This is a genomic window from Sphingomonas sp. Ag1 (genome assembly GCF_000980895.1).
In the GTDB taxonomy this organism is placed as follows: domain Bacteria; phylum Pseudomonadota; class Alphaproteobacteria; order Sphingomonadales; family Sphingomonadaceae; genus Sphingomonas; species Sphingomonas panaciterrae.
Map to the genome: position 1 here is coordinate 18900 of NZ_LAZX01000084.1, position 25003 is coordinate 43902.

The following is a 25003-nucleotide window of genomic DNA, read 5'->3' on the forward strand; positions in this document are numbered from 1 at the left end:
GCGCGCATGGCCGAACGTCGACGATCCGGCCGTGGCATCCGACGGATGTTCGGCATGGTGACATGTCGAGAGTGCGACGTGTCACTGTGCACCGATTATGCGCCCCCCCTGCCCTCGACAGCGGCGCTGCATCTTTGGCGCCGCTACATCTGTGGATGGGGGCAAGCTAGTGGGATCAGCCGCTCTTGGGCATTCCGGCCGTTGCGGCGATGACGGCACGATCGTCGCGCTCGGTCGCCAGCGGCTGGTAGGACCAGCCGTCAAATAGCATGCGCTGCGGCGCCGGGCGGTCGCGCTCGGGCAACGGGACGGCATCAAAGAAGGGGTCGAATCCTGGATCGTTACGCATACAAACCTCCCGCCGCGGTGCATAACCTCGGCAATTGCTTATTGCGCCCGCGTTTCCTTACGCCGTGTCGCTGGCGCGTCAAGCTGTGACTAGCATGGGCGCGGGGGTGCGCAGCAGTTTGGAGATCTCACCTTCGCTGCGGCCAAGGCGGGCGCCGATCTGTTACAGGGTTAACCCTTGGGATCGCAGTTGCTGGGCACGATAAGCCATTTCCTGTCGTTCAGTCGCATCGCGCGCGCTTAGGCGTGTTGGGCCGCGTCAGCCAGAACAACAGTGCCGCGCGTGTCCCGAAATGGCTAACGCTGCCATCCGACGTGTCGACATTTAGACACGTCGGCGTTTCGGGCGCCGCAGTCCACTGCCGAAAGCACCTTGTAGGAATTCCTACTCGAAAGCACGAATCCAACAGCCATTCACCGCCTATTCCCCTCATATCACCCGCGATGCCTCCCCAAAGTTCGTGCTTTCGAGTAGGAAATCCAACATGAGCCGCCCACCGTCCGGATCGCCGCAGAAACCCGCTTCGAAAACCCTCGCGGCGCGCCGCAGGGACATCCCGCAGCGCGACCTGTTCCAGCTCGATAGCCCGCTGATTGGCGAGATCCGTGGCGAGCGCTCGCTGATGGCGTTCCCCTTCTTTGCGCTCGCCAAGAGCGCTTGGATGAAGCCACTCGCCTATCATCACGGCCCGGTTTCGATCGAGGTGCGCCCGTCGTCCAACGGCGTGGCGACGATCTACGACAAGGAGATCGTGCTTTATATCGCCAGCCTGATGGCCGCGAAGCTCGAGGCGGGCGACCAAGTCGCGCAGGATTTCGTCTTCACCGCGCACGACCTGTTCACCGCGACCGGCTCGAACCATTCGGCACGCTCCTATCAGCGATTGTCCGAGGCGCTCGAGCGGCTGCAGGGCACGCAGATTAAGACCAATATCGAGGCCGGCGGGGAAGGGGAGGAGGGCTTCTTCTCGTGGCTGTCCGAGGCGCGGCTGCATTATTCCAAGACGCGCACCGGCGAGAAGCGGCTGAAGGCGGTCAAGGTCCGGCTGTGCGACTGGCTGTACCGTGCGATCCTGCGCGATCGCCAGGTGCTCGATTATGCCGCCACCTATTTCCAGCTCGGCCCGATCGAGCGGCGCATCTATGAGGTGGCGCGCGCTACGGCGCCCGACGCCGAAGGGGAGCGGCTGGAGGTCGACCTTGCGACCTTCCGGCTGCAGATCGGCTATCAGAACCCGCTGCCCAATTTTCGCGCGGCGCTGAAGCAGATCGCGGGCACGGACATCATCCCCGATTACGATCTCGCGCTGGTCGAGGGCGAAGCACCGGGCGATGGCGAGGGCGAAAGCAAGGGCCGCGGGCGCAAGGCGGCCCTCGTCAATGTGGTGATCACCCGTCGTGCAGCGCAGCTCGCGAACGAATCAGACGAATCACCTGTCTGATCGTCCGTGACGACCGCCCAAGATGCGGCGTAATTCATACTCGAAAGCACGAAGTATTGGCGTAATTCATACTCGAAAGCACGAATAGAAGCGCCAGTTGATACTCGAAAGCACGAACTTTTCGGCATTTCATACTCGAAAGCACGAACCGTAACGCCTTCCGATGTTGGATTTAACCTGCAACAAGAAGGTCGATGTGTCGGCATGGGGTCGGCGCTTAGCGAGAAACCGGCCGTGACCACATAAAGGAAAGCCCGGCACGAAGGCCGGGCATCCCAAGGGAGTTGTGAAGCGACGTCGCCAAACGTCGATCCGAGGTACATTCAACGCCTCTCTTCATATCCCCGAACCAGCACCGGTTCAAGGATGCGCGTTTCGCGCCACGCCCTTTTTTTGTCTCCAGTCCCGGCCCTTGAGGGGGAAGGAAGATGACGGTGTTCGCCTTGGGCGAAGCGACGGCGATGGCGCTTGCGCGGTGTCGCATCCATGATGGCGTGCGCGTGCGCCCGCCCGCCAAGAGTGGTGCGCCGCACCGCACCGGCGCGCCGATCCGCCGCGACAGCATCGAGGCGGGCACGTTCGAGGAGCATTTCTTCGCCGTCCCCGCCAAGGGGGAAACCGACCGCCTCCTGCGCATGGCGCGCGCCGCGCTCGACGCCGGGCGGCGCCTGAAGCGCGCGGTGCGCAGCGAGGGCTTGGTGCTTTCGCCGGCGGAGGCGGCGCTCACCGGCCTCACCGCCGGCGCGATCCGCGTGTTCGAGGAGCTCTGCACGCTGGCACGGCTCAACAGGGGGCGCGTCTTTCCGACCTATGACCGGCTCGCTGCGGCGACCGCGCTCGGCCGAGCGACCGTCGCGCGGGCGCTGCGGGCGCTCGAGCTGGCGGGCTTCCTGGTCCGCCAGCGTCGCTTCAAGCGTGTGGCGCAGGACGGAGAGGAGGGGCCACGCTATGCCCAGACCTCCAACGCCTACCGCCCGCTGCTCCCGGCGCGCCTGCTGCCGCACCTGCCGCGCTGGCTGTCCTCCGCGCCGCTCCCCGCCGATGTCGTACAGCGCCAGGAGGATCGCACGGCGGATGTTGCCGCGATGCACGACAGCCTGTCCTGCCGAGAATTGGCGGAAACCCTGGTGGGAGGATCGCTCGGCCGCGCTCTCGCCAAGCTGGGGGCCCAGATCGATCGACGCCGCGACAGTGACGATCCATGTGAGTCTCAAAACAATCCACAACCGCTACTAAATTCCATTTGTTCAAGGAAAAGCGGCCTCGGCCTAACCGACCGACACATCAAGCCTGACGGCCTACCCCGCTGAACCCAAAAGATTCCCACCAGATTGTGAAACCGCAACAACTGCCGAAGCGCCGGCTACGCCGTCGCAATGCTCCCTAACGGGATCAAGCGGTTGCCAACGCATTTCCGCTCGAACCGGATACATGGGGTGCCTGTCGGACAATCGACGTGTCGATAGGTCGGCGCGTCGACGATGCGACAACGCATGGCATCAACATGCGTTGTCCGTTGCGCTTTGCCATCACGCCGCCATGGCATGACTTGCCGAATTGATCGTGGAGGGCTTCTGGCAGGGCGGCCGAGACCGCTATCGCAAATAGAGCTTCCCCGCCGCGGGTGCGGTGTTGTTCAGCCCGCTCACCACTGGTGGATTGCTGTTGCGGCTGGTCCTGGGCTGATGCGCGTCAGCGCTCCGCGCCGGCCTCGCCGATCTCGCGGCATCATAGGCTTCTTGCAGCAGCGCGCCGACCAGCGGCGGATCCCGCGTCATCGGCAATCTGCAGTGCGCTGGCGACCAGGTCGGCGCATCCGGCCAGCAGTTCCGCTTGCTCGATCATCGATTCCGCGCGAGCCCAGGCTGCCATGGCAGCGGCGCAGTCCGACATCGCCGATCCGGCGCTTGTTTCCGGCACGAGTTGGAACGTGCTGCTCCAGGTCTATATCGCCGAAGGGGAGGGGCGATCCGTCAGCGTCGCGTGGTTGGCCGAGCATCTGAAGCTCTCCCATGTGACCAGTCAGCGCTGGATCAACGCGCTACTGGCGGCCGACGTGCTGGAGGTGGAGATCCGCAACCTCGCGCCCGACACGGTCAAATGCTATCGCCTGACGTCAGCGACCATGCACCGCGTCGAGGAATATCTCGCCAAATTCTCGGGCTATTCGGCCAGCCATCGCGCACGCCTGACGAGCGAGCCACGACGTTCCGACACATCAACATGTCGACATGTATCCGACAGTCAGGCCGACAAACGCGAAGACCAGTTGTCACTCGCGACTACGCGAGTGGGAGGCGCTCTATTCCGCAGCAACGCGGAACCGAACGACTCGGGTACCCTAGAGCAACGGCACGGCGATCGCCACGTCGTCGCCGGCCCTTAGGCGGTGATCGCCAGCGCGTGCGAACTCGATTTGTACGATTTACTACTCGACAACCGCACATGTCGACATGTAACGCCGTCGCCATGCCGACAGTTGCGATCATCAGCCAGAAGGGCGGGGCGGGGAAAACCACGCTGGCGCTTAACCTCGCCGTCATCGCGCAGGAGGCCGGCCGCGTGTCGCTGATCATCGACGCCGATCCGCAGGCTACTGCCAGCCAGTGGGCCGCTTGGCGGCAGGATCAGCCGCCCGAGGTGATCGACAGCCCCCCGCCGCGCCTCGCCGCCAAAGTGGCGGCTGCTGAGGGGCAAGGGGCGGATTTGATCGTGATCGACACGCCCCCCCATGCCGACAGCGCCGCGCGCGCAGCGGTGGAGGTAGCCGATCTCGTCCTGATCCCGTGCCGCCCCAGCGCGTTTGATCTTGCCGCAATCCAGACCACGGCGAAGCTCGTTCAGCTGCTGCGCAAACCCGCGTTCGTGGTCTTCACCGCCGGCCCGCCCAACGCGCCGCGGGTATACCAGGAGGCTGGCGAGCTGGTCGACAGCTACGGCATCCCGCCATGCCCGGTGATCCTCCCCGATCGCGCCGCCTATCGCCACGCCTCGGCCGTGGGACGCACCGTCACTGAGACCGAACCCGCTGGCCGCGCCGCGGACGAGATACGCGAGCTTTACAAATGGACATGTCGACAGCTCGATCTGCCGGCACCGCGTTATCGAAAGGCCGCCCGATGAGCCGCAAGCCCAGTTTCGCCAATCTGCGCACTGCCAGTGCCGCGCCGACGTCGTCGATATCGCCGGAAATCGCCGAAACTCCGCCGAATAACCCTAGGAATCGCCCGGAAAGCCGCGTCGGCCGCAAACAGATCGCCGGCTTTTTCACCCCCGAGATGAGCTTCGCGATGCACATGCTCGCCCGCCGCCAAGGAAGGAGCCTCCAGGCCCTGATGGCCGAAGCGTTCAATGACGTGCTGCGCAAGCACGGCGAAAGCCCGATGGGCGAGTGATTATTCCTGTCGGCGATCATGGCTGGTATCGGCGCCATGCCTTTCAATCAGCAGGCGCTTGAATAAGAAGGAATCTTCTGGTGAAGGAACATGGCCGTCTGATCTTGGCCGGCGGCGGCGGCTTTGGTCGCGAACTCGCTTCTTGGGCAGATCATTGCACTGCCGCAGGCAGTCTCCCTCCCTTGTTCGGGTTCGTCGACGACCGACCCGAGACGATGGCCGAGCATGACACGCCGTGGCTCGGCCGCTTCGACGACTTTCGCGTACTGCCCGATGACAGATTTCTGGTGGCGGTGGGCAATCCGGCAACCAAGGTACGCATGGTGCAATCGCTACGCGAGCGAGGCGGACACTTCGTATCTTTGATCCATCCGAGCGTTGTGCTCGGCCGCAACCATCGTCATGGCGAGGGCGTGATAATGGCGCCCTTTTCCATGAACACGTCCGATACTGCACTCGGCGATTTCGTCACGATCCTGTCGTTCTCGGGATTGGGCCACGATGCATCAGCCGGTGATTTCACGACCATCAGTTCGCATGTCGACGTAATGGGCGGAGCGACGTTGGGGAAGCGCGTGATGGTCGGCTCGGGCGCCCGCATCATGCCCAACGTCCATGTGGGTGACGATGCGCGGATCGGCGCCGGGGCGTTGGTGTTGCGCCGCGTCGCCGCAGGAGCAACGATGTTTACGCCGGCGGCTAAGCGACTTCGGCTGGGAGAACCTCGTTCAGAGGCGCGCTGACCACCGCCTTGCCCGCCAGTGCCTGACCATAAGCGTGGTGGAAGGCATGGATGCGGACCTCCTCGGCGCCGAGAACGGACGGGCGATCGGCAGCGATCACGCCACGCTGCACCGTTTCAAGGATCGTGCGATCCTCTTCGATGACCTGAAGCGCCAGCGCGGTGCCTTGTTTGTTGATCGCATCCTGGCGCAGGCGCCCCGCCTCGGTCAGTGCGACATCGGGCTCGAACAATCGCACTCGCAGCGTCGTCCCGACCGCGCTGTAGGGTAGCGCATGGCCGACATAGAAGGCCGTCCCTTCGGTCGACGAAATGAACAGGTTGGGAAAAATGTGGACGTGAAAGAAGGAGTCGTGCGCGAATTCGCGGCTGTCGAGATGTGACACGATCTTCTTGCGCAGCGATTCACGCCGCGTCGGCACGCGCGGAAAATGGCTGCTGGAATGCGGGCTGACGATCTGCACGTCGGCGATCGGCTTGCGGCCCACGCCAAGGCCGGTGACGAAGGTTTCCGGGTGAACCGTGGCGCAATGATAGCATTCGAGGACGTTTTCGACCAGGAGCTTCCAGTTCGCAGCGTGCGGCACCAGCCCGTAATGCGTTTCGCGTCCGATATGCCGGCTGAGATCGCGCAGCAGGGGGGCGAACTCTCCCAAGAACGCCTCAAGCGACGGTCCCTTCGGGTCGCGTGAGACGAACACGAACTTCCCGCAGCGATCGACCTTGTAGCGCGTGAGACACAGGCGATCCCGATCCGCATCCTCTGGTGCGAACCCGCTCTTGCCCAGCGGCATCCCCTGGGCGTCGAACACCCATCCGTGATAGGCGCACATCAGGTGCCGGTTGCCCCGATCCATGGTCTGGATCAGGTTGAGGCGATGCGTGCATACGTTCTTGAACGCGCGCAATTCCCCTCTGAAATTCTGTACCACGATCGAATCGTTGGGAAGATTGACGCACACGAAATCGCGATTGTTCGCAAGCTCGTCCGCCATGGCGATAAATTGCCAGCCGGTCGCGAACACATGCGCCAGTTCCTGACCAAGCAGCGCAGCATCGTAATAATGTACGTTCGGGATCACAGGAAACGCCCCACAATATAGACAGTAAGCGTTATTTGGCGGCGTAGCCGCCATCGACAGGAAGATCGACGCCGGTGATCCAGCGCGACGCATCGCTCAGCAGGAACATCACCGCATTGGCGACATCTTCTGCCCGGCCGAACCCGAGCGGGTGCAGGTCGCGATAGTTGCGCACCATTTCGTCGCTGACCGAATTGGCGAAATCCTGGTGCATTTCAGTTTCGATCGCACCGGCAGTGATCGCATTCACGCGGATGCTGCGATCGGCCAGCTCAACGGCCAGCGCGCGCACCATGCCGCTCGTTGCCGCCTTCGAGGCGGAATAGGCGACCATCCCGCGGCGACCGCGCAGGGCCGACACCGACGACATGAACACCACCGATCCATGGTCGTGCATCACATTCTTGCGGCTGACGGCGCGGGCGACGCCCAATGCGCCAAACACCGCGGCGCCGAACAGCTCCTGGATCTGGCCGGTCTTGGTCAGCCGCATCGGTGCGACCAGGCTGGTGCCCGCCGAATGAAACACGCCGTGGATCGCGCCATCGGCGGCAATGACGCGGATCGCATCGTCCGCGGCATCGTCGCTGGTCAGGTCCACCGCCATCCAGCGCTGTCCGCCCGTACGCTGGGATGTGTCGCGCAGCCGCTCTTCGTTGCGGCCGAGCAGCACCAGTTCGGCACCGGCGCCGGCCAGGCTGAGCGCGGCGGCGCGGCCAAGCCCGGAGGAAGCGCCGGCAATGACGATCTTCTTGTTGGCGAACGATTGGGATGGCATGTGTGTCACAGCGTGATCACCTCCGCGCAGGCGAGCGGGCCGACGGGAAGCGATGCCGACGCCCAGCTATAGCCGACACCGAACCCGAACATGGCCAGGTTCAGCGTGGCGGTGCGCAGGCGTTCGGCCAGATCATCGGCAATGAGCAGCGGGATGGTTGCGCTGCTGGTATTGCCATAGCGGCCGATGTTGATTGGAACCTTGTCGATCGGCAGTTTGCTCTTTTTGGCAAGATGCTTGATCATGAAGGCATTGGCCTGGTGGAACAGGAAGGCATCATGATCCTCCACGGACCGGCCGGCCAGCGCCAGGGTATCCGCGACCAGCGGTGGCACCGCCTTAAGCGTGAAGGTGAAGATCTCGCCGCCATCCATGAATAGACGGGTCTGGTCGTGATCGCCGCGCGGCGCACCGTTGCGGAACGCCCCTTGCGGAATGATGAGGTTCTGCGCACCACGGCCATCGCTGCCCAGCACGAAGCTAGCGGCGGGCGCGGCCGGATCGAATTCGATCGCCGTGACGGTGCCGGCATCGCCGAACAGCAGGGCGGTTGCGCGATCGTCGGGATCGACCACGCGGCTGCTGGTGTCGCCGACCGCCAGCAGGATGCGGCGTGCCGAGCCCGTCGCGGCCATGGTCATCGACAACCATAGCCCATAGGGGTAGGCCGAGCAGCCGAGGTTCACGTCGAATGCGATAATGCCGGGTCTCAGCCCCAGGCCCGCTTGCAGCACCGTGGCAGTCGCCGGCAGGCGATAGTCCGGGGTCTGCGATATGAACACGATGGCATCGACCGACTCCGGTAACCAGTCGAGTGTCTCCATCAGCCGGGTTGCCGCCGCAGCGCAGAGATCAGACGTGGTGGTATCGGCATCGACCCAGTGGCGATGCGCGACACCCGTCATCTTGGCGACTTCGGCGACGCCTTCCCCGAACCGTTCGATAAAGGCGTCATTGTCGACGCGGCGTGACGGCACGCAGGCTACGACGCCTCTTATACTCGCATTGCCGATAACGGCAGCACGACCAGTGGCAAGTTCGGGAAGGTTGTGCATGATCAGGCCGCTTGCGCTGCTTTCTCGACATCGCCGACGGTCTTGCAGTCCTGCAGGGCGTCTACCCCGATGGCCTTGTCGAACACCTCGTCGACCAACGCGATCGTTGAAACAATGGCCAGCGAATCCCAAGCCTCGCCCAGTTCATAGTCCGGACCGATGTCACCGGCCTCGACTTCGAGGATTTCCGCCATTCCTTCATAGAATTCGGACATGCTTCTTTACTCCTGTAAGTGTCAGAAAGAGACGATCGCGCCAGCCCATGACAGACCGACGCCGAACCCCAACAAGGCGATGCGTGATCCCCGCTTCAACCGCCCCGATTCAATTTCCTGATCGAGCACGAAGGGGATCGTTGAAGAAACCGTGTTTCCGATCAGCTCGTAGCGCCGCGGAAGCTTCTCTTCGGCAATCTTCATTTTCTTCTGCAACGAATCCAGCATGAACTTGTTCGCTTGATGCAGGATAACGGCGGAGAGATCCGATTCTTCCAGTCCCGCCTTGTCCAGCAGGCCACGGTACATTGCCGGAACCTCGCGCAGCGTGAAGTTCATGACGGCAGCACCGTCCATGAACAGATTATTCGCGCTGCGCACGTTGCCGGAGCGATCCTCGGCTTCGATGGCGCTGTCGGAATCTGAGGGACGGCGAAACCCGCCGGCGGGAACGATCAACCGGTCGGCGCCGCTGCCATCCGTGCCGAAGGTGAACGGACCAAGACCAGTCCGGCCGTCGTCGTCCGCGCAGATCAGGGTCGCCGCGGCGCCGTCGCCGAACAGCGTACGGACGCTCTTATCCCGATCGTTGATATATTTGGAATAAGTGTCTGCGGTTACCAGCAGCACGTTACTGGCAGCGCCAGCGCTGATCAGTCCTGCCGCCAGCGCCAGGCCGTAAACGAAGCCCGAGCACCCCAGATTGACGTCGAGCGCGCCGATACCCTTTCTCAGGGAAAGGCGTTCCTGCAGGATACACGCCGAACTGGGCAGGACATAATCGGGCGCCTGCGTGCACAGGATAACGAAATCGACCGCATCGCGCACCTGTGCATCCTTCGCGAACAATTGTTCGGCAGCGGCAACGGCAAGGTCGAGCGCGGTCTCGCCTGGAGCGGCGATACGACGTTGGCGGATGCCCGTCTTCTCGAGGATCTTGTCCGCGGACCAGCTCGGAAATTCCGCGGCAAGTTGCTCGTTGGTCAGCACCGTGTCCGGGACATGCGTCGCTACCATGGCGATGCGAGCAGGAACGCTTCGAGCGAGGGCATCGTGACGCGGATGGGCCGGAGGAACGGAAGGCATGGTGTTCGCGATCTCGATATCTTCTTTTAGGGGCAGGCGCTTGATCCGTCTATGGTAAACTGCCGTGCCGGCCCGGTGATGGCTGCTGTACGCAGGCGGTGCCTAGAAAGGCGAGTTGCTCCTGCACCATCTGCGCACCGTTTACGTGAATTTCATACAAATGCCCGCCTGCCGGCAGCAAGCCCGACACCACGTGCGGCGAACGCCCGAATTTGGCTGCGAGTGCGCCCGTTGTCACCTCCTCACGCTGCCAGATTGCTTCATGTTCGGCCAGATGGATGGAGACAGGCACGGTGACGTGCGCGGCAATAGCGTCGAACCGCCGCGGCCATTCGACCAATGTCTCGTGAACCTCATCCAGGCGCCAGGCTTCGGCGGCGTTTCGAAGCGCGATGGGTGCACGCCAATCGTAGCTGCCTTTTGGCCCGAAGAAGAGCTCGGTCGGGGGCGCCGTGCTGCTGTCTTTCCCGAACCGGGCAAACCACGACAGTGCGGCCGAACTGGGCGTACGGCCAATACCTGACACGGCGACTGCACTGATGGGTATGCGGTGATCGGCTGCGACCGTCAGTGCCACCGCGGCGCCGATGGAATGGCCGATCACGACAAGCTTGGGGCAAGGACGTTCCCTCAGGATCATGTCCAGAAAGCCAGGCAACAGGTCCGCGGCTTCTGTGATCGGATGTGCGGTTCGGCCGGCGGGGCTCGAACCGTAACCCGGCCGGTCCACGAGCAGGACGTCATAACCTTGCGACAGGGCCAGATCGGCGACGGAAAATCCCGGTATGTCAAAATAGCGGCCGCTGCATCCCCCGCCATGGATGCACAGCAACAATGGTGCATTCGCGCGGCCGCACAGGAGCATGCGCCCGGTAAGTCGCTGGTCGGCGCTTGTCCGGATCACGGAATGATTGTCGGTCACGGTGCGGCCGGATGCGGGCTTAATGCCCTTCAACGGCGTTCAGGATCGCGCGCCCGTAAGTGGTCTTCTTGAAGCGCTCGCCGGCGGCGCGTGCCTCGTCGGCGCTGATCCAGCCCTGGAGGTAGGCGATCTCCTCGAGACAGGCGATCTGGATGCCCTGGCGGTGCTGGAGGGTGCGGACGAACTCGGATGCTTCGAGCAGGCTGTCGTGCGTACCGGTGTCGAGCCAAGCATAGCCGCGGCCCATCTGCTCGACGTAGAGGTCGCCCGCCTCCATGTAGAGGCGATTGAGGTCTGTGATCTCCAGCTCGCCGCGCGGCGATGGCTTGAGGTCGCGGGCGTATTCGACGACGCGGTTGTCGTAGAAATAAAGCCCGGTCACTGCGTGGTGCGACTTCGGATTCGCGGGCTTCTCCTCGAGGCTGATCGCGCGGCCGTCCCCGGCGAGCTCGACCACGCCATAGCGTTCGGGATCCTCGACGCGATAGCTGAACACCGTCGCCCCCTGCGTACGGTTGACCGCGCTTGCCAGCAGATCGGTGAGATGCGCGCCGAAGAAGATGTTGTCGCCCAGCACCAGCGCGACATTGCTGTCGCCGATGAAGTCCGCGCCGATCGTGAAGGCTTGGGCGAGACCCTCGGGCCTGGGCTGTTCGGCATAGCTGATCTGGAGGCCGAGCGCCGAGCCGTCGCCGAACAAGCGCTGGTAATTGCCGAGATATTCGGGGCTCGAGATGATCAGCACCTCGCGAATGCCGGCGAGCATCAGCACCGACAGCGGATAATAGATCATCGGCTTGTCATAGACCGGCAGCAGCTGCTTGTTCACTGCCAGCGTCGCCGGATGGAGCCGGGTGCCCGAACCGCCCGCGAGAATGATGCCCTTCACTTCTGTGCTCCGATCAGTTCGTCAAGGATGTCGCTCAGGGCGTCCTGCCAGGCGCGTGGCTGGATGCCATAGGCGGCGCGGATCGCGTCGTGGCTGAGCAGCGAATTGGCCGGGCGCTTCGCCGGCGTTGGATATTGGTCGGTGGAGATCGGCGTGACATTGGCGGTCGCCCCGCCGTGCGCGCTCGACTGACGGAAGATTTCGCTCGCGAACCCCGCCCAGCTGGTCTCGCCCGCGTTGCTGAAGTGGAAGGTGCCGGTCGGCGCGGCCGCGTCCTCGATCAGCCGCAGCGTGATGGTCATCAGCGCCTGCGCGAGGTCCGCCGCGCTGGTCGGCGAGCCGCGCTGGTCGTCCACCACCGTCAGCGTCTCGCGCTCGGCGCCAACGCGCAGCATGGTCTTCACGAAATTGTTGCCGTGCGCCGAGACGACCCAAGCCGTGCGCACAATCGCATGCCGCGCGCCCGAGGTGCGCACCGCCAGCTCGCCGCCGAGCTTCGACGCGCCGTATACGCCGAGCGGAGCGACCGGGTCGCTCACGTCCCATGCGCCCTGCTTGTCTCCGGCGAAGACGTAATCGGTCGACACCTGGACGAGCGGGATGTTCGCCTTGGCGCAGGCTTCGCCGAACGCCGCGGGCGCCATGGCGTTGACCGCCCAAGCGGTGACAACATCGCTCTCAGCCTTGTCGACCGCGGTATAGGCCGCACCGTTGATCACCGCAGCCCAGTCGCGCTCCGCCACCTTGGCGGCGACCGCGGCGGTATCGGTCAGGTCGAGGTCGGCGACGTCAATCGCGACGACCTCATAAACCGCCGGCCAGGCACAGCGCTGCAGCTCGGTGCCAAGCTGTCCGTTTCCGCCGGTGACGAGGATCGCGCGGGTCATGCAGCGACGCCGCGCCGCTGCGCCGCGCCGCGCTCCACGATCGGGCGCCACCAGCTCTCATTGTCGAGATACCAGCGCACCGTCTTCTCGATGCCGGTCTCGAACGTCTCCTGCGGCCGCCAGCCGAGCTCCTGCTCGATCCGCGTCGCGTCGATGGCGTAGCGCTTGTCATGCCCCGGCCGGTCGGCGACCGAGGTAATCTGCTCGGCATAGGGCTTGCGGTCGGTGCGCGGGCGCAGCTGGTCAAGGATGGTGCAGATGGTGTGCACCACCTCGATGTTCTGCTTCTCGTTGAACCCGCCGACATTGTAGGTCCGGCCGAGCTCCCCGCGCTCGAACACCGCCTGCAATGCGCGGACGTGATCCTCGACGAACAGCCAATCGCGCACCTGGTCGCCCTTCCCGTAGACCGGCAGCGGCTCGCCATCCAGGGCCTTGGCGATCATAAGCGGCACCAGCTTCTCGGGGAAGTGGTATGGCCCGTAATTGTTCGAGCAATTGGTGATCAGCACCGGCAGGCCGAAGGTGTGGCCCCATGCGCTGACCAGATGGTCGCTGCCCGCCTTCGACGCCGAATATGGCGAGCGCGGATCGTACGGCGTATCCTCGGTGAACAGCCCGGTATCGCCGAGCGAGCCATACACCTCGTCGGTAGAGATATGGTGAAATCGGAAGGCCTCTTTCGCTGCGCCTCCCAGCGACTGCCAATAGCCGCGCGCTTCGGCGAGCATCGTATAGGTGCCGACGACATTGGTCTGGATGAACGCGCCTGGCCCGTCGATCGAGCGGTCGACATGGCTCTCTGCCGCAAGGTGCGTGATGACGTCGGGTCGGAACTCGGCGATCGCGGCGCGCACCGCCTCGACGTCGCAGATGTCGCCCTGGACGAAGCGATAGCGGTTGCTGCTCGCCACGCGCTCTACGGTCGACAGCGTGCCGGCATAGGTCAGCTTGTCGAAGTTCAGGACCTCATGAGTCGTGTTCTCGATGAGGTGCCGGACAAGGGCCGAGCCGATGAAGCCGGCCCCGCCGGTGACGAAGATGCGCATTTCTGTGGTCCTTCAGGCGAGCGGAGCGAGCGGGTTGCCGTCGTAGGCGAACGGGCTGTCGAAGTCGGCGAGCGTGGGCTGCACCTGGTCCTTGGCCGAGAGTTCGGGCGTCACGCCGGCAGGGATCGGCCAGTCGATGCCGACGCTGTCCCAGCGGATCCCGCCGTCATGATCGGGGGCATAAGTTTCCGAGCATTTGTAGGTCACTTCGCAATCCGCCTCGAGCGTCACGAAGCCGTGCGCAAATCCGATCGGAATGAACAGCTGATGCCCGTTCTCGGCCGACAGCTCCGCACCGACCCACTGACCATAGGTCGGCGATCCGCGCCGCACATCGACCGCGACGTCGTAGATCCGGCCGCGAATGCAGCGCACGAGCTTATCCTGCCCGCGCGGCGGAGTCTGGAAGTGCAGGCCCCGTAGCGTGAACGCCGGCACCGAGAGCGAGTGATTGTCCTGCACGAAGCGGCAGGTGATGCCCCGCGCGGCGAACGCCGGCTCGGAATACACCTCGGTGAACCAGCCACGGGCATCGCCGAAGCGCTTGGGGACGATCAGTTGGACGGGGTTCGACATGGCGGTGTCGGTAGAGAACAGTTCGTCATACGACAATGCGCTCTTGCTCGCGGCATCACGCTTCCTGGGTCGGCCGCAATCGCTGGCGCAGGGCCGCGCCGCTGCGTCACCCCAGCGCCGTTCGCCGGTCCGAAGTTGAAAAACAGGCAGGAACCCGCCAAGGCGCGCTCCGCCGTGCGGGACCGTTCGCATCCACAGCACAAGTCAGGGCAACGGCCGTCATCGAGGAGTAAGGCGTGCAACAAGTCAGTCCCGACCGGATATTTCTCTCGTCTCCCCATATGGGCGGCGCGGAGCGCGTGTTGGTGGAAGAGGTGTTCGCCAGCAACTGGATCGCGCCGACCGGCCCCATGGTGACGCGTTTCGAGGAGGATCTCGCGCGGCTGACGGGGATGGGGCATGTGGCCGCTTTGGCGAGCGGGACAGCGGCTCTCCACTTGGCGTTGCGATTGTCGGACATCGGGCCGGGCGACGAGGTCTGGGGCGCGACCATGACCTTTATCGGCGGGGTCGCGCCGATCCTGTATCTGGGCGCCAAGCCGGTTTTCCTGGATGTCGACCCGGACGATTTCCTGATCGACCTCGATCTTCTCGAAACACAGCTAAAGGCGGCAAAGGCCAACGGCACGCTGCCCAAGGCGCTGATCACGACCGATCTGTACGGCCATGTCGTCGATGGCGCGCGGGTCGCGGCGCTGCGCCGCGACTATGGCTTTGTCTGGATCAGCGATACCGCCGAGGCGGTCGGAGCCTATCGCGACGGCCGGCACGCCGGCGCGGGCGCAGATTTCGTGATCCTGTCGTTCAATGGCAACAAGATCATCACCACGTCGGGCGGCGGTGCGCTGGCGAGCGACGATGCGGAAGCGATCGACCGGGCGCGCTTCCTGTCGACCCAGGCGCGCGATCCCGCGCCGCATTACGAACATACCACCTTTGGCTATAACTATCGCCTGAGCAACGTCTGCGCGGCGATCGGCGTCGGGCAGTTGCAGGTTCTGTCGCAGCGCGTGGCGCGGCGTCGCGAGATCCATGAGCTGTATCGCGAGCGTCTGGGGCAGGTGCCGGGCTTCGTCTTCAGTGGCGAAGCGCCGGGGATGCAGGCCAATCGCTGGCTGACCACAATGCGGATCGGATCGCAGGCGGGGGTGGACGGCGAAACCATCCGCCTTGCGCTGGAAGCCGACAATATCGAAAGCCGCCCGTTGTGGAAGCCGATGCACATGCAGCCGATATTCGCAGGCGCCGATTATTACGGTGGGAACGTGGCGGAGCAGGCCTTTGCGGACGGTTTGTGCCTGCCATCCGGATCGTCTATGACAGACGGCGACGTGGCGCGGGTCTGCACGATCATCGAAGATCTGGCGACGCCGCGGTGAGCCTGAAGCGCGCGATCGACGTTGCGGGGGCGCTGACCGGCCTCATCTGCCTGTCGCCCGTCATTGCGGTGACGGCGCTGGCGATCCGGATCACCATGGGCGGGCCGGTCTTCTTCCGGCAGGCGCGGCCGGGGCTGGGCGGGCGGCCCTTCACGATGATCAAGTTTCGCACCATGGCCAATGCGCATGACGCGTCCGGCCGGCCGCTGCCCGATGGCCAGCGGCTGACGCGCACCGGTCGCCTGTTGCGCTCGACCAGCCTGGACGAGCTTCCCGAGCTGTGGAACGTGCTGGTCGGCGACATGAGCCTGGTCGGTCCGCGGCCGCTGCTGACCGCCTATCTCGATCGCTATTCGCCCGAACAGGCGCGCCGCCACGACGTTAAGCCGGGCGTGACCGGATGGGCCCAGATCAACGGGCGCAACGCGATTTCCTGGGACGAGAAGTTCGACCTTGATCTGTGGTATGTGGATCATCGCTCGACCTGGCTCGATCTGCGAATCCTGTTCGCGACCGTCCGCCAGGTGATCTGGCGCAAGGGCATCAATTCCGCCGAGGCCGCAACCATGCCCGAGTTCACCGGACGCAACCGGCCCGACTGAAGGTAGCTGCCGCAGCATGCGGCCAGCCAATCCTGCCGTACCGGGAACGGATCAGATCACAACATGATGTCCTATCGCACACTGCCCGGCAAAATGGTGCCCCTGATCCGGGCGACGTACCAGAACAAGTTCTTTCTCTGGAACATGTTCGGGAACATCGGGCCGCTGGTGTTCGCATTGTTCGCGGTTCCGTACATCTACGGCAATGCGTCCAGGGAATATGTCGGGTTTCTTACGATAACCTGGGCTGCCATCGGCTATACCGGCCTGTTCGACTTCGGCCTTTCGCGCGCCCTGTTGTACTTCGCTGCGGCCAGCAAGTTCAACCGGCAGACCGATCTGGAAGGGGCGATCAGGAAATCGGTGCTGTTCGCGATCGGCATATCGATCGCGATCAATCTTCTTCTGTATCTGTTCAGCGAGCGATTGTCGCAAAGCCTGGCCGTGCGCGGCGACGACCAGCTGGCCGCGATGTTCATCATATCGGCCACCCTTCCGATCTATCTCGTCTCGAACATGATCCGGTCCTCGCTGGAGGGGCTGGAGATGTTCAAGGAGGCGAACATCTTCAAGTTCGCCGCCTATGTATCGCTGTTCCTGTGCCCGGCGGTGCTGATCGCGATTGAAGACCGCTCGCTGTCGCATGTCTGCGTGGCCTATGGCGCCGTGCGTCTGGCGTGCTGCCTGTACGCACTGGCCAAGCTGCTGCCTCGATTGGCCGAGCGCCGCGCGCCAGCGGCCGAGCGGGTATCGATCCCGATCGGCAAGATCCTGGGTTTCGGGGGCTGGGCAACCGTGTCGTCCACCATCAGCCCGTTGATGGTCTATGGCGACCGGTTCGCGCTGGCCTATTTCAACGGCGCGTCGGCGATGGCGATCTACGCCCTGCTGCAGGAATTCATCGGCAAGACGATCCTGCTGAGCTCGTCCTACATCACGTCGATCCAGCCGAAGCTGGGCTATCTCGCCGAGCCGGAAGCGATGGATCTATACCGGCGCGAGCATAAGAACGTGATCCTGTTTTCGGTGATCATCTACGCCGGATGCCTGCTGGTCTCGCCGATATTCGTGGCGTTCTGGCTGGATGTCACGATCGCCGAAGTGGCGTTTCTCGCCGCGGCCATGTCGATCGGGTTCATGTTCAACTCGATAGCGCAGGCGCCGCTTGCCTATCTCCTTGCGCGTGGCCATCCCCGCAGGATCGCCCACGCCCACGTCGTGGAAGCGTTGCTCTATTTCCCGCTTCTGATTGTTGCCGCAAGGCAGCATGGCGTGGTCGGTGCTGCGATCGTCGGCGTGCTTCGTCAGATATTCGATTATGGGATCCTGTCATGGCAAGCTCGACGCCAAACCGCCTAAGCGAATACCTGCCCATGCTGGCATTCGTTGCCGCCTGGTTGCTTCAGATCGCTTATTTCATGGGATATGAATCCCGGATCTTCTTCACCTACGGGTTTGAGATCATTTCGCTGATCCTGCTGGCGGTGGGGGCGTACGTCACGGGATATCTTGCCTGCAAGATCCTGCCGCTGGGCAAGGGCGTCGCCGAGGTGTCGACCGTGACGTTATCGGATGCGCGTGCCGCAAAGATCCTGATGCAGGTCACGATCGTGATGGCGGCCTGCCTGATCTCGGCGAACATCCTCTTGCCGCTGGCGCGCGGCATGTCGCTGTCCAGCGCCCGGGAGATGGCGCTGGAAGGTTGGGAGACCGGCAGCGTCGTGACCCGGATCGTCGCGATCGCGGTCAACGTCACGATCTCGTTCAGCCTGATGGCGATCATCGACCGGATCGACATCAAGGGCAGGTTTCCCCTGCTGCTAGTGCTGTTGTTCATCGCGCTGACCATTGCCGCTTATTCCCGCGCGCATCTTCTGATGGGCTTGTCGATCATCTCGACGAAATGGATCTCCCAATCAAAATACCGGCTATCCTACATCTTCTTCGTGTTCATGCTGTTCTCGGCCCTGTTCTCGATTCTGTCGGTCATCACCAGCGTCGGAAGTGCGGATCGTGGATCAGGGATCGAGGACATATTGAAGAGCGTCGAAGTCTATGCCTTTGGCGGGGTGGCAGGGTTCGAATTCTTTTACACCACGGGATTTCCGCAATATGCTTCCCTGCTAACGGTGCCGCGTTTTATGTATTTCTTTCTTCCGGGGCTAGGTGCGCTGCCGCCATCCTATTTTCCGTTCATCGACACGGTTCCCCCGATCAACGTATTTAGTGCCTTGTATCCGCCGTTCCATGATTTTGGACATGTCGGTCTGGCCGGTTTCTTCCTTTTTTATGGCTTCATATCGGCGCTGGTCGCGCTGCTGTTTCAGCGCAAGGCCAATCGCTACCTGTGCGTGCTTTCGGGATTTCTCCTCTACGCGGCGCTGATGAGCCCGTTCGACGATCAGTTCATCCGCGGCCTGACCATTCTCATCCTCATGCTGACCGGGGCGGCATTGTACGGGCTGATCCGCCGGATGATCCGCATGGGTCTGGAGTAAATGTCTCTCATGCCAGCAGCAGGCCCGGCGCAAGGCGGCGTGTCGATCCTTGTGGCGACCTACAACGGTGCCAGATATCTCGCTGACCAGATGGACTCGATCCTGGCGCAGGTCGCGCCAGACGACGAGGTCATCGTCGTGGACGACGGCTCGTCCGACACCACGTTCGCGATGCTGTCGGACTATGCGGCGCGGTTCCCGTGCGTCACCGCGCTTCGCAACGATCGGAACATGGGCGTGCGCAAGACGTTCGAGCGGCTGCTCGGCCTCTCCACCAGGAATATCGTCTTCCTCAGCGACCAGGACGATATCTGGATCGAGGGCCGAAAGGCCCGCATGATCGAGGCATTGCAGCAGGGAGGCTGTGTCGCGGTGCTGGCCAATTCGCTCGTCATGACGGATGAGGGCATCGGCCGGTCGTTCTTTCCCGAAGGGCATCGCCCCGACGTCGGCTCGGTCGCGCGTACCTTTGTTCGCAATCCGTTCATCGGCTGCTGCATGGCGTTCCGGCGCGAGGTGCTGGCAGTCGCGCTGCCGTTCCCGGCGAGCATTTCGATGCACGACTGGTGGATCGGCACCTGTGCCATGGCGATCGGCGAGGTGCGCTACGTGGCGGCGCCGTCGCTGTTGTATCGCCGCCACGGCGCCAACCAATCGTCCAGCACGCGGCGATCCTGGCGCGTCGTGCTGAACGATCGGCGCGGCAACCTGCTGGCGCTGGCGGCGCTGGCGGCGCGGCTCGTGCGTTTGCGCCGGCAACAGCATGATGCGGCATGACGGCGCCATGCGCTGCGCGAAGGAGGCGATGATCATGGCGCTGAGCCGACGCGCGCTATTGGCGGTTGCGGCATCCGGCACGCTGGCGCGGGCCGCGCCGGTGCGGCCGGACGGGGCCGATCCGCAGGACAGGGACGCAGTCTCCTTGCGCGATCACGGCGCCGATCCCAGCGGTGCCACCAGCTCAGTGGCGGCGTTCGCTGCGGCGCTGGCGGCGGGCCGGCGCGTGACGGGCGCACCGGGCGACGTGTACCTGCTCGACGCGCCGGTCGTGGTGCCCGCCGGGCGCGCGATCATCGGCAATGGCGGCACGCTCAAGATCGGCGCGAACGCGATCGGCCTGAAGCTTGCGCATGACGGATGCGAGGTGAGCGGCTGGTCGATCCGGGGCAACAATGGCCGCTATGCGGTGCTCAACACCGGTCGGGGCAACACGTTCAGCAACAATGTCTGCACCGGCGACATCGGGCATTTCTTCTTTTCCACCGGCGCGGACCATGTCACCGCGATCGGCAACCGGGTCGAGGGGCTGAGCGCCGGCACCGAGATCACGACCGCGATCGTGATGGAAAAATCACGCCACATCACGGTGAAGAACAATCATTTCGAGCAGATCCCGGTCGGCTGGAGCGTCCAGATCCGCGATGGCTCCAGCAACTTCGTCGTGGCGGACAACAGCTTTCTCCAGACCCGGTGGACCGACAGCCGCAAGGCGATGGCCGGCCAGCGCGTCTTCACCTTCGACCTGAAATCGCGCTGCCACCTCAAGAAGGTGCAAATCAACGGCAGGCCATTGTCGCTCGGGTATGCGATCAGCGGCGCGGGGCCCTCCTATACCGTAACGTTCCAGAGCGGGCGGGCGGCCGGCGAGATCATCACGCTTGTCGGGTATCGCGGCGCGGAGAACATCCAGATCAACACGGGATCGCACGACGGCGTCATCACCGGCAACACGATCGACGGCACGGGTGACAGCGGCATCATCTGCCTGGGATCGCACCTCCTCGTTACCAGCAATACCGTTCGCAACTGCGGCTATGCCGGGATCGCGATCTACGGCGATCAGAACTACATTGCGGTGACGAACAACACGATCGCGGATTGCGCGCAACTGGACGACGGACGTTCGAGCCCGGACGATCCGCGGCTTGCATCGGTGTTCGCCGGCGCGATCCTTGCCAGCGGCGAAGAGGCGACCATCACGGGAAACCGCATCACCAACGACGCCGGAACGATGCGCTATGCCATTCGCATCAACAAGGCCAACATGGCGCTGCGTACCGACGGGGGCGCCACGATCGCCATTTCCGGCAACAGGATCAGCGGCGATTATGCCGACGGGCGGATCAGCGCGCCCAACGAAACCACCGGCGCGCGGATCAACTCGATTGCGGTGGACGGCCCCGAGGTGCGCTATCCCGGCACGATCGACCTTGATCGGCCCTGGATCAATGCGCCGCCTCCCGACGATCATTTCGGCACCAAGGGTTTCGGCAAGACCTGGGCGATCCGTGACACAGCGGTCAGAAAGGACGGCGCCGCCTCGCTTCGCACGATTGCCGGCGAGCATGTCGAATTCGCTCTGCTGCAGGCCGCGATCCTGCGCAATTGCAACGTAACCGTGTCGTTCTGGGCGAAGGCGGTGAGCGGCAGCAGCTACGTCAGCGTGTTCACGGCATTGGAAGGGCTGCTCCATCCGCTGACCGCGCAGATCACCGCCACGACCTGGAAACGCTATACGATCAGCTTCCCGCTGACCGCGAAACTGGCGGACACCATTCTCATCCGTTGCGGGGCGACGAGCGGAAGCGCCAACATCCAGCATATCGCGATCGTCGGCCACCGCCTGTGATCGCCTGCGCTGCAGCGGGCATCGATCGCCGCAATCGATCCGGCGGCGACGACCCGTGCCGCGCGCGATTTGTCGTCAGATCGCGCCGGACAGAAGCGCGGCGCGCAGCTGCAACACGGATCGCCGCGTCCGCCTGAACCGTGACGCGTGCCGGATCAGCCACCAATGGTTGCCGGCGCCACCGCGCGCGATGGCATCCAGGACGCGCCGTTCATCGGCATGGCCGGCGATGACGTGCCGCAGCCAGAGGATATGGTCGCGATACCAACCCGAACGCGTCAGGCGGAATTTGGCGATCACATCGCCCCATCCGCGCCGCGCGCCATATAGATTGGATGCGTGCTGGCGATACACGATGCCGGAGGCCGGATCGCGGAACCACTTCAGGCCGTGCGAGCGGCAGATGGCATAGACGATCCAGTCGTGCGACGCGCCCGGGCACAAGGGCGGGGCCTTTGCGATCACCGCGGCCGCCAGCTGCGCGGCCTTGGCGGTCAGCACATAGGTGCATCCGGCCGACGCGCCCTGGAACAGATAGTCGAGGTCCGCGTCCGCCCCTTCCTTGTGCAGCATCCAGGCGGCGTTGCGGCCCTGATGATAGGCGATGAGGTCCGACGAATAGCCGTCCACGCCATGCCGGGTCATGGCCGCGATCGCATGGGCTAGCTTGTCGGGCATCCACACATCGTCCTGGTCGGCGAAGGCGATGTAGTCGTGTTGCGCCAGATCGACGTCGGCCAGCAAGGCAAAGAAGCTGCCGGTTGCCGATCCGGTGCGGATCCCGCGATTGTCGATGGTGGTGATCTGGTGGGGAAAGCGGTCGGCCAGCCGGGCGACGATGTCGGTGGTCGCATCCTGCGACCCGTCGTCGCGCACATAGACATGCACGTGCACGTCGCGCTGCCACAACAGCGACAGCAGCTGGTCCTCGCAATGAGCCGCGCCGTTGAAGGTCGCCAGCAACACGCCCACTGTTGGAGTCACGGTACGATCCACCAAAACACCGCTCGCTTCATGGTTGCAGACCGCAGCCGTCCGCTGCGTGTCGTAAAGGCCGCCTGGCGCGGCTGCTCCGCTGCCTGTGCCTGTAACGCGTATCGCAGGGCACACAAGATCGCGGGCGGACGGGAGATCGGAGCCATTCTGGCGCCGATCTGGACATTTGTCGCATTATGGTTACGGAAGGCGGCCTGCTTTTTGAACGCCAAGCGACCGCTTCCCCACGCGGGGCAGGGTGGACCATTCACGGGACGGTATTTTCTGTCTGAACCTTCCGAGACGGCCGCCAGGCAGGCGTCAGGCAGATGGACGGGTGTCAGGGCTGTCCCGATAACCGCATCGTCCGCACGGGCGTACGCGAGCGGATCGCCGTCATGTCCGGCCGTCGCCACGCAAGGGCAGGGTACGGCTGATTGCCGGGCGGCGTCACCCATGACAAAGCATGACCGATGGATGAAGCGCGCGCGTGCCGCATCCATGGGTGCCAGTTATCCGGAGTGAATCGATGCGTTTGATTGCCGATCCCCTGCTGGCCCTGCCAAGGGGATCCAAGCGGGTGATGGCCGCAACGATCGACATGGCGTTATGCGCGCTGACGATCTGGATGGCCTATTACCTGCGGCTTGGCTATTTCATCTCGCTTGCGGGCCGGCCCAGTGTCGCGGTGGGGCTGTCGATCGCGCTTGCCTTGCCGGCCTTCCACGTCGCGGGCATGTATCGCATGGCGTTTCGGCGTGCCGGCGCCGAGATGATCCCGGTCGCCGCGCTGGCCTGCGCGGCTTATGGCCTGTGCTATGTGACGATCATCTCGGCCTACGCCTTTGACAACATCCCCCGTACGATCGGCATTGTTCAGCCGATCCTGCTGTTTCTGGCAGTGTGCGGCGTGCGCCTCACCGTGGGCTATGTGCTGGGAGGGCGGATGCAGCGGCGGTTCGACGCCAGGCCGCGTAGCCGCGTCCTGATCTATGGCGCGGGTTCCTCCGGGCGTCAGCTGGCGGTCGCGATTAGCGACAGCCGCGAATCCCACGTCCTTGGCTTCATCGACGATGATCGCTCAATCCAGGGGACGCGGGTCAATGGCTTGCGCGTCTATGCGCCCAACGATCTTGCCGCCCTGGTGGAAAGCAAGGGGATCGACGACATCCTGCTCGCTTTGCCTTCCGCCTCACGCCAGAGGCGCAACGAGATCATCCAGGATCTGCGACCCTTGTCGGTGAGCGTGCGTACGCTGCCCGGGCTGATGGATCTGGCCCACGGCCGGGTCGAGGCAAGCGACCTGCGCGAACTCACCATAGAGGATCTGCTCAGCCGCGATCCGGTCGATCCGGACATGAACGTGGTCCGGGGCAAGGTGGCAGGCAAGACGGTGCTTGTCACCGGCGCCGGCGGGTCGATCGGAAGCGAATTGTGCCGGCAAATTCTGGCAGCCGAGCCGGCGCGGATCTTGCTGCTGGAACAGAGCGAATTCGCGCTCTACGCGATCCACCGCAATCTCGACGAGGTTTCACAGATCGAGATCGTGCCCTTGCTGGGCTCCGTGACCGATGAATTCCGCGTATCGCAGATCATGCAGGCCTGGCGGCCGGACATCGTCTTCCACGCGGCTGCCTACAAACATGTGCCGCTGGTTGAGCACAATCCGCTCGAAGGATTGCGCAACAACGTGATCGGCACCCGCCGTGTCGCCGAACTCGCCGTCAAGTTCGGCGTGAAGGACCTGGTTCTTGTCAGCACCGACAAGGCGGTGCGGCCGACGAACATCATGGGCGCCACCAAGCGGCTGGCCGAGCTGATCCTGCAGGGGTTGGCGGCGGAGGAAACCGGCACGCGTTTCTCCATGGTCCGGTTCGGCAACGTCCTGGGATCGAGCGGATCGGTGGTGCCGTTGTTCCGCGAACAGATCCGGCAGGGCGGACCGATCACCATCACCCACAGTGACATCACACGCTATTTCATGACGATCCCCGAGGCTGCGCAGCTGGTGGTTCAGGCAAGTGCAATGGCATCGGGCGGGGAAGTGTTCGTGCTCGACATGGGCGAACCCGTGCGGATCGCCGATCTGGCCCGCAACATGATCGAATTGTGCGGTCTGACGGTGCGGTCGGCGGCCAATCCGCTTGGCGACATCGAGATCGTCACCATCGGCATGCGCCCCGGCGAGAAGCTGTACGAGGAATTGCTGATCGGGAACGATCCGCGGACCACGGCCCATCCCCGCATCATGATGGCATCCGAACACCATATTCCCTGGGCGACGCTGGAGCCGCAGCTGCGCACGCTGGAGGTGCTGATCGACACGGGGGCGGTTGCGGCAGCGCGGGGCCTGCTGTGCGAGCTGGTCGAGGAATTCACGCCGGCGAGCGACATCGTCGATCTGGTGTCGTTGCACGTCGCGTCGGACCAGGCGGTCGGCGAACCGCTGTAGCT

25 protein-coding genes are annotated in these 25003 nt (G+C 63.8%); 13 read left to right on the top strand and 12 right to left on the bottom strand.

Features of this window, described 5'->3' with window-relative positions; genetic code table 11:
• Positions 1-175: 175 nt before the first annotated feature.
• Positions 176-349 carry a hypothetical protein gene (locus XM50_RS19985; protein WP_156167153.1) on the bottom strand — a complete coding sequence of 58 codons (174 nt, stop codon included), beginning with the start codon at positions 347-349 and terminating at the stop codon, positions 176-178.
• Between the two features lie 484 nt (positions 350-833).
• Here XM50_RS19985 and XM50_RS05495 point away from each other — a divergent pair, with 484 nt between their 5' ends.
• The 6 genes from XM50_RS05495 to XM50_RS05525 all read left to right on the top strand — a co-directional run bounded on the left by XM50_RS05495 (position 834) and on the right by XM50_RS05525 (position 5928).
• Positions 834-1790: a replication initiator protein A gene (locus tag XM50_RS05495; protein ID WP_082102743.1), complete on the top strand. Its 957-nt coding sequence runs from the start codon at positions 834-836 to the stop codon at positions 1788-1790.
• Positions 1791-2218: 428 nt separating this feature from the next.
• A complete protein-coding gene (locus XM50_RS05500; protein ID WP_046408054.1) occupies positions 2219-3100 on the top strand; it encodes a helix-turn-helix domain-containing protein in 882 nt (293 codons plus the stop codon).
• A 560-nt stretch (positions 3101-3660) separates the two neighbouring features.
• Positions 3661-4176: a hypothetical protein gene (locus tag XM50_RS05510; RefSeq protein WP_046408057.1), complete on the top strand. Its 516-nt coding sequence runs from the start codon at positions 3661-3663 to the stop codon at positions 4174-4176.
• An 83-nt stretch (positions 4177-4259) separates the two neighbouring features.
• Positions 4260-4913: a ParA family partition ATPase gene (gene parA, locus XM50_RS05515; protein WP_046408149.1), complete on the top strand. Its 654-nt coding sequence runs from the start codon at positions 4260-4262 to the stop codon at positions 4911-4913.
• Complete coding sequence (locus tag XM50_RS05520; RefSeq protein WP_046408058.1) at positions 4910-5185, top strand: ribbon-helix-helix domain-containing protein; 276 nt, start codon at positions 4910-4912, stop codon at positions 5183-5185. The genes parA and XM50_RS05520 overlap by 4 nt, the downstream gene beginning before the upstream one ends.
• Positions 5186-5265: 80 nt before the next feature.
• Positions 5266-5928: a PglD-related sugar-binding protein gene (locus XM50_RS05525; protein ID WP_156167155.1), complete on the top strand. Its 663-nt coding sequence runs from the start codon at positions 5266-5268 to the stop codon at positions 5926-5928.
• On the opposite strand, the gene XM50_RS05530 is transcribed toward XM50_RS05525, so the two are convergent.
• The 10 genes from XM50_RS05530 to rfbC form a co-directional block, all read right to left on the bottom strand.
• A complete protein-coding gene (locus XM50_RS05530) occupies positions 5885-7009 on the bottom strand; it encodes an aromatic ring-hydroxylating oxygenase subunit alpha (protein WP_052742445.1) in 1125 nt (374 codons plus the stop codon). The genes XM50_RS05525 and XM50_RS05530 overlap by 44 nt on opposite strands.
• A 31-nt stretch (positions 7010-7040) precedes the next feature.
• Entirely contained in the window at positions 7041-7787 is a 747-nt protein-coding gene (locus tag XM50_RS05535) for an SDR family NAD(P)-dependent oxidoreductase (protein ID WP_046408060.1), read from the bottom strand.
• A 5-nt stretch (positions 7788-7792) separates the two neighbouring features.
• Complete coding sequence (locus tag XM50_RS05540) at positions 7793-8692, bottom strand: ketoacyl-ACP synthase III (protein ID WP_197075399.1); 900 nt, start codon at positions 8690-8692, stop codon at positions 7793-7795.
• 152 nt (positions 8693-8844) lie between these two features.
• Positions 8845-9057 carry an acyl carrier protein gene (locus XM50_RS05545; protein WP_046408063.1) on the bottom strand — a complete coding sequence of 71 codons (213 nt, stop codon included), beginning with the start codon at positions 9055-9057 and terminating at the stop codon, positions 8845-8847.
• A gap of 21 nt (positions 9058-9078) precedes the next feature.
• Complete coding sequence (locus XM50_RS05550) at positions 9079-10074, bottom strand: 3-oxoacyl-ACP synthase III family protein (RefSeq protein ID WP_197075401.1); 996 nt, start codon at positions 10072-10074, stop codon at positions 9079-9081.
• A 118-nt stretch (positions 10075-10192) separates the two neighbouring features.
• Positions 10193-11065, bottom strand: coding sequence for an alpha/beta hydrolase family protein (locus XM50_RS05555; protein WP_156167157.1), 873 nt, complete (start codon positions 11063-11065; stop codon positions 10193-10195).
• A 19-nt stretch (positions 11066-11084) separates the two neighbouring features.
• Positions 11085-11954, bottom strand: a complete 870-nt coding sequence (gene rfbA, locus XM50_RS05560; protein ID WP_046408068.1) for a glucose-1-phosphate thymidylyltransferase RfbA — start codon at positions 11952-11954, stop codon at positions 11085-11087.
• Positions 11951-12841 carry a dTDP-4-dehydrorhamnose reductase gene (rfbD, locus tag XM50_RS05565; protein ID WP_046408153.1) on the bottom strand — a complete coding sequence of 297 codons (891 nt, stop codon included), beginning with the start codon at positions 12839-12841 and terminating at the stop codon, positions 11951-11953. Before rfbD ends, rfbA begins: the two co-directional genes overlap by 4 nt.
• The gene (gene rfbB / locus XM50_RS05570) at positions 12838-13890 is read right to left on the bottom strand and encodes a dTDP-glucose 4,6-dehydratase (RefSeq protein WP_046408070.1); all 1053 of its coding nucleotides are present in this window, start codon (positions 13888-13890) and stop codon (positions 12838-12840) included. Before rfbB ends, rfbD begins: the two co-directional genes overlap by 4 nt.
• Positions 13891-13902: 12 nt before the next feature.
• The gene (gene rfbC / locus XM50_RS05575) at positions 13903-14466 is read right to left on the bottom strand and encodes a dTDP-4-dehydrorhamnose 3,5-epimerase (RefSeq protein WP_046408154.1); all 564 of its coding nucleotides are present in this window, start codon (positions 14464-14466) and stop codon (positions 13903-13905) included.
• A 236-nt stretch (positions 14467-14702) separates the two neighbouring features.
• On the opposite strand from rfbC, the gene XM50_RS05580 reads away from it, so the two are divergent.
• From XM50_RS05580 to XM50_RS05605, 6 genes are all read left to right on the top strand, one after another.
• A complete protein-coding gene (locus XM50_RS05580; protein ID WP_269430561.1) occupies positions 14703-15845 on the top strand; it encodes a DegT/DnrJ/EryC1/StrS family aminotransferase in 1143 nt (380 codons plus the stop codon).
• The gene (locus tag XM50_RS05585) at positions 15842-16447 is read left to right on the top strand and encodes a sugar transferase (protein ID WP_197075403.1); all 606 of its coding nucleotides are present in this window, start codon (positions 15842-15844) and stop codon (positions 16445-16447) included. Before XM50_RS05580 ends, XM50_RS05585 begins: the two co-directional genes overlap by 4 nt.
• Positions 16448-16513: 66 nt before the next feature.
• On the top strand, positions 16514-17806 hold the full coding sequence (locus XM50_RS20450; protein WP_197075405.1) for an oligosaccharide flippase family protein: 1293 nt from the start codon (positions 16514-16516) through the stop codon (positions 17804-17806).
• The gene (locus XM50_RS05595) at positions 17779-18945 is read left to right on the top strand and encodes an O-antigen polymerase (protein WP_046408075.1); all 1167 of its coding nucleotides are present in this window, start codon (positions 17779-17781) and stop codon (positions 18943-18945) included. The genes XM50_RS20450 and XM50_RS05595 overlap by 28 nt, the downstream gene beginning before the upstream one ends.
• Before the next feature lie 9 nt (positions 18946-18954).
• The gene (locus XM50_RS05600) at positions 18955-19722 is read left to right on the top strand and encodes a glycosyltransferase family 2 protein (RefSeq protein WP_052742446.1); all 768 of its coding nucleotides are present in this window, start codon (positions 18955-18957) and stop codon (positions 19720-19722) included.
• Between the two features lie 7 nt (positions 19723-19729).
• Positions 19730-21574: a right-handed parallel beta-helix repeat-containing protein gene (locus tag XM50_RS05605; RefSeq protein WP_231621864.1), complete on the top strand. Its 1845-nt coding sequence runs from the start codon at positions 19730-19732 to the stop codon at positions 21572-21574.
• Between the two features lie 75 nt (positions 21575-21649).
• On the opposite strand, the gene XM50_RS05610 is transcribed toward XM50_RS05605, so the two are convergent.
• Positions 21650-22570 (bottom strand): glycosyltransferase, encoded by a 921-nt coding sequence (locus XM50_RS05610; protein ID WP_231621865.1) that lies wholly within the window; start codon positions 22568-22570, stop codon positions 21650-21652.
• Between the two features lie 508 nt (positions 22571-23078).
• Between XM50_RS05610 and XM50_RS05615 the strand changes: the two genes are divergently transcribed.
• A complete protein-coding gene (locus XM50_RS05615; RefSeq protein WP_046408078.1) occupies positions 23079-25001 on the top strand; it encodes a polysaccharide biosynthesis protein in 1923 nt (640 codons plus the stop codon).
• Positions 25002-25003 lie beyond the last annotated feature (2 nt).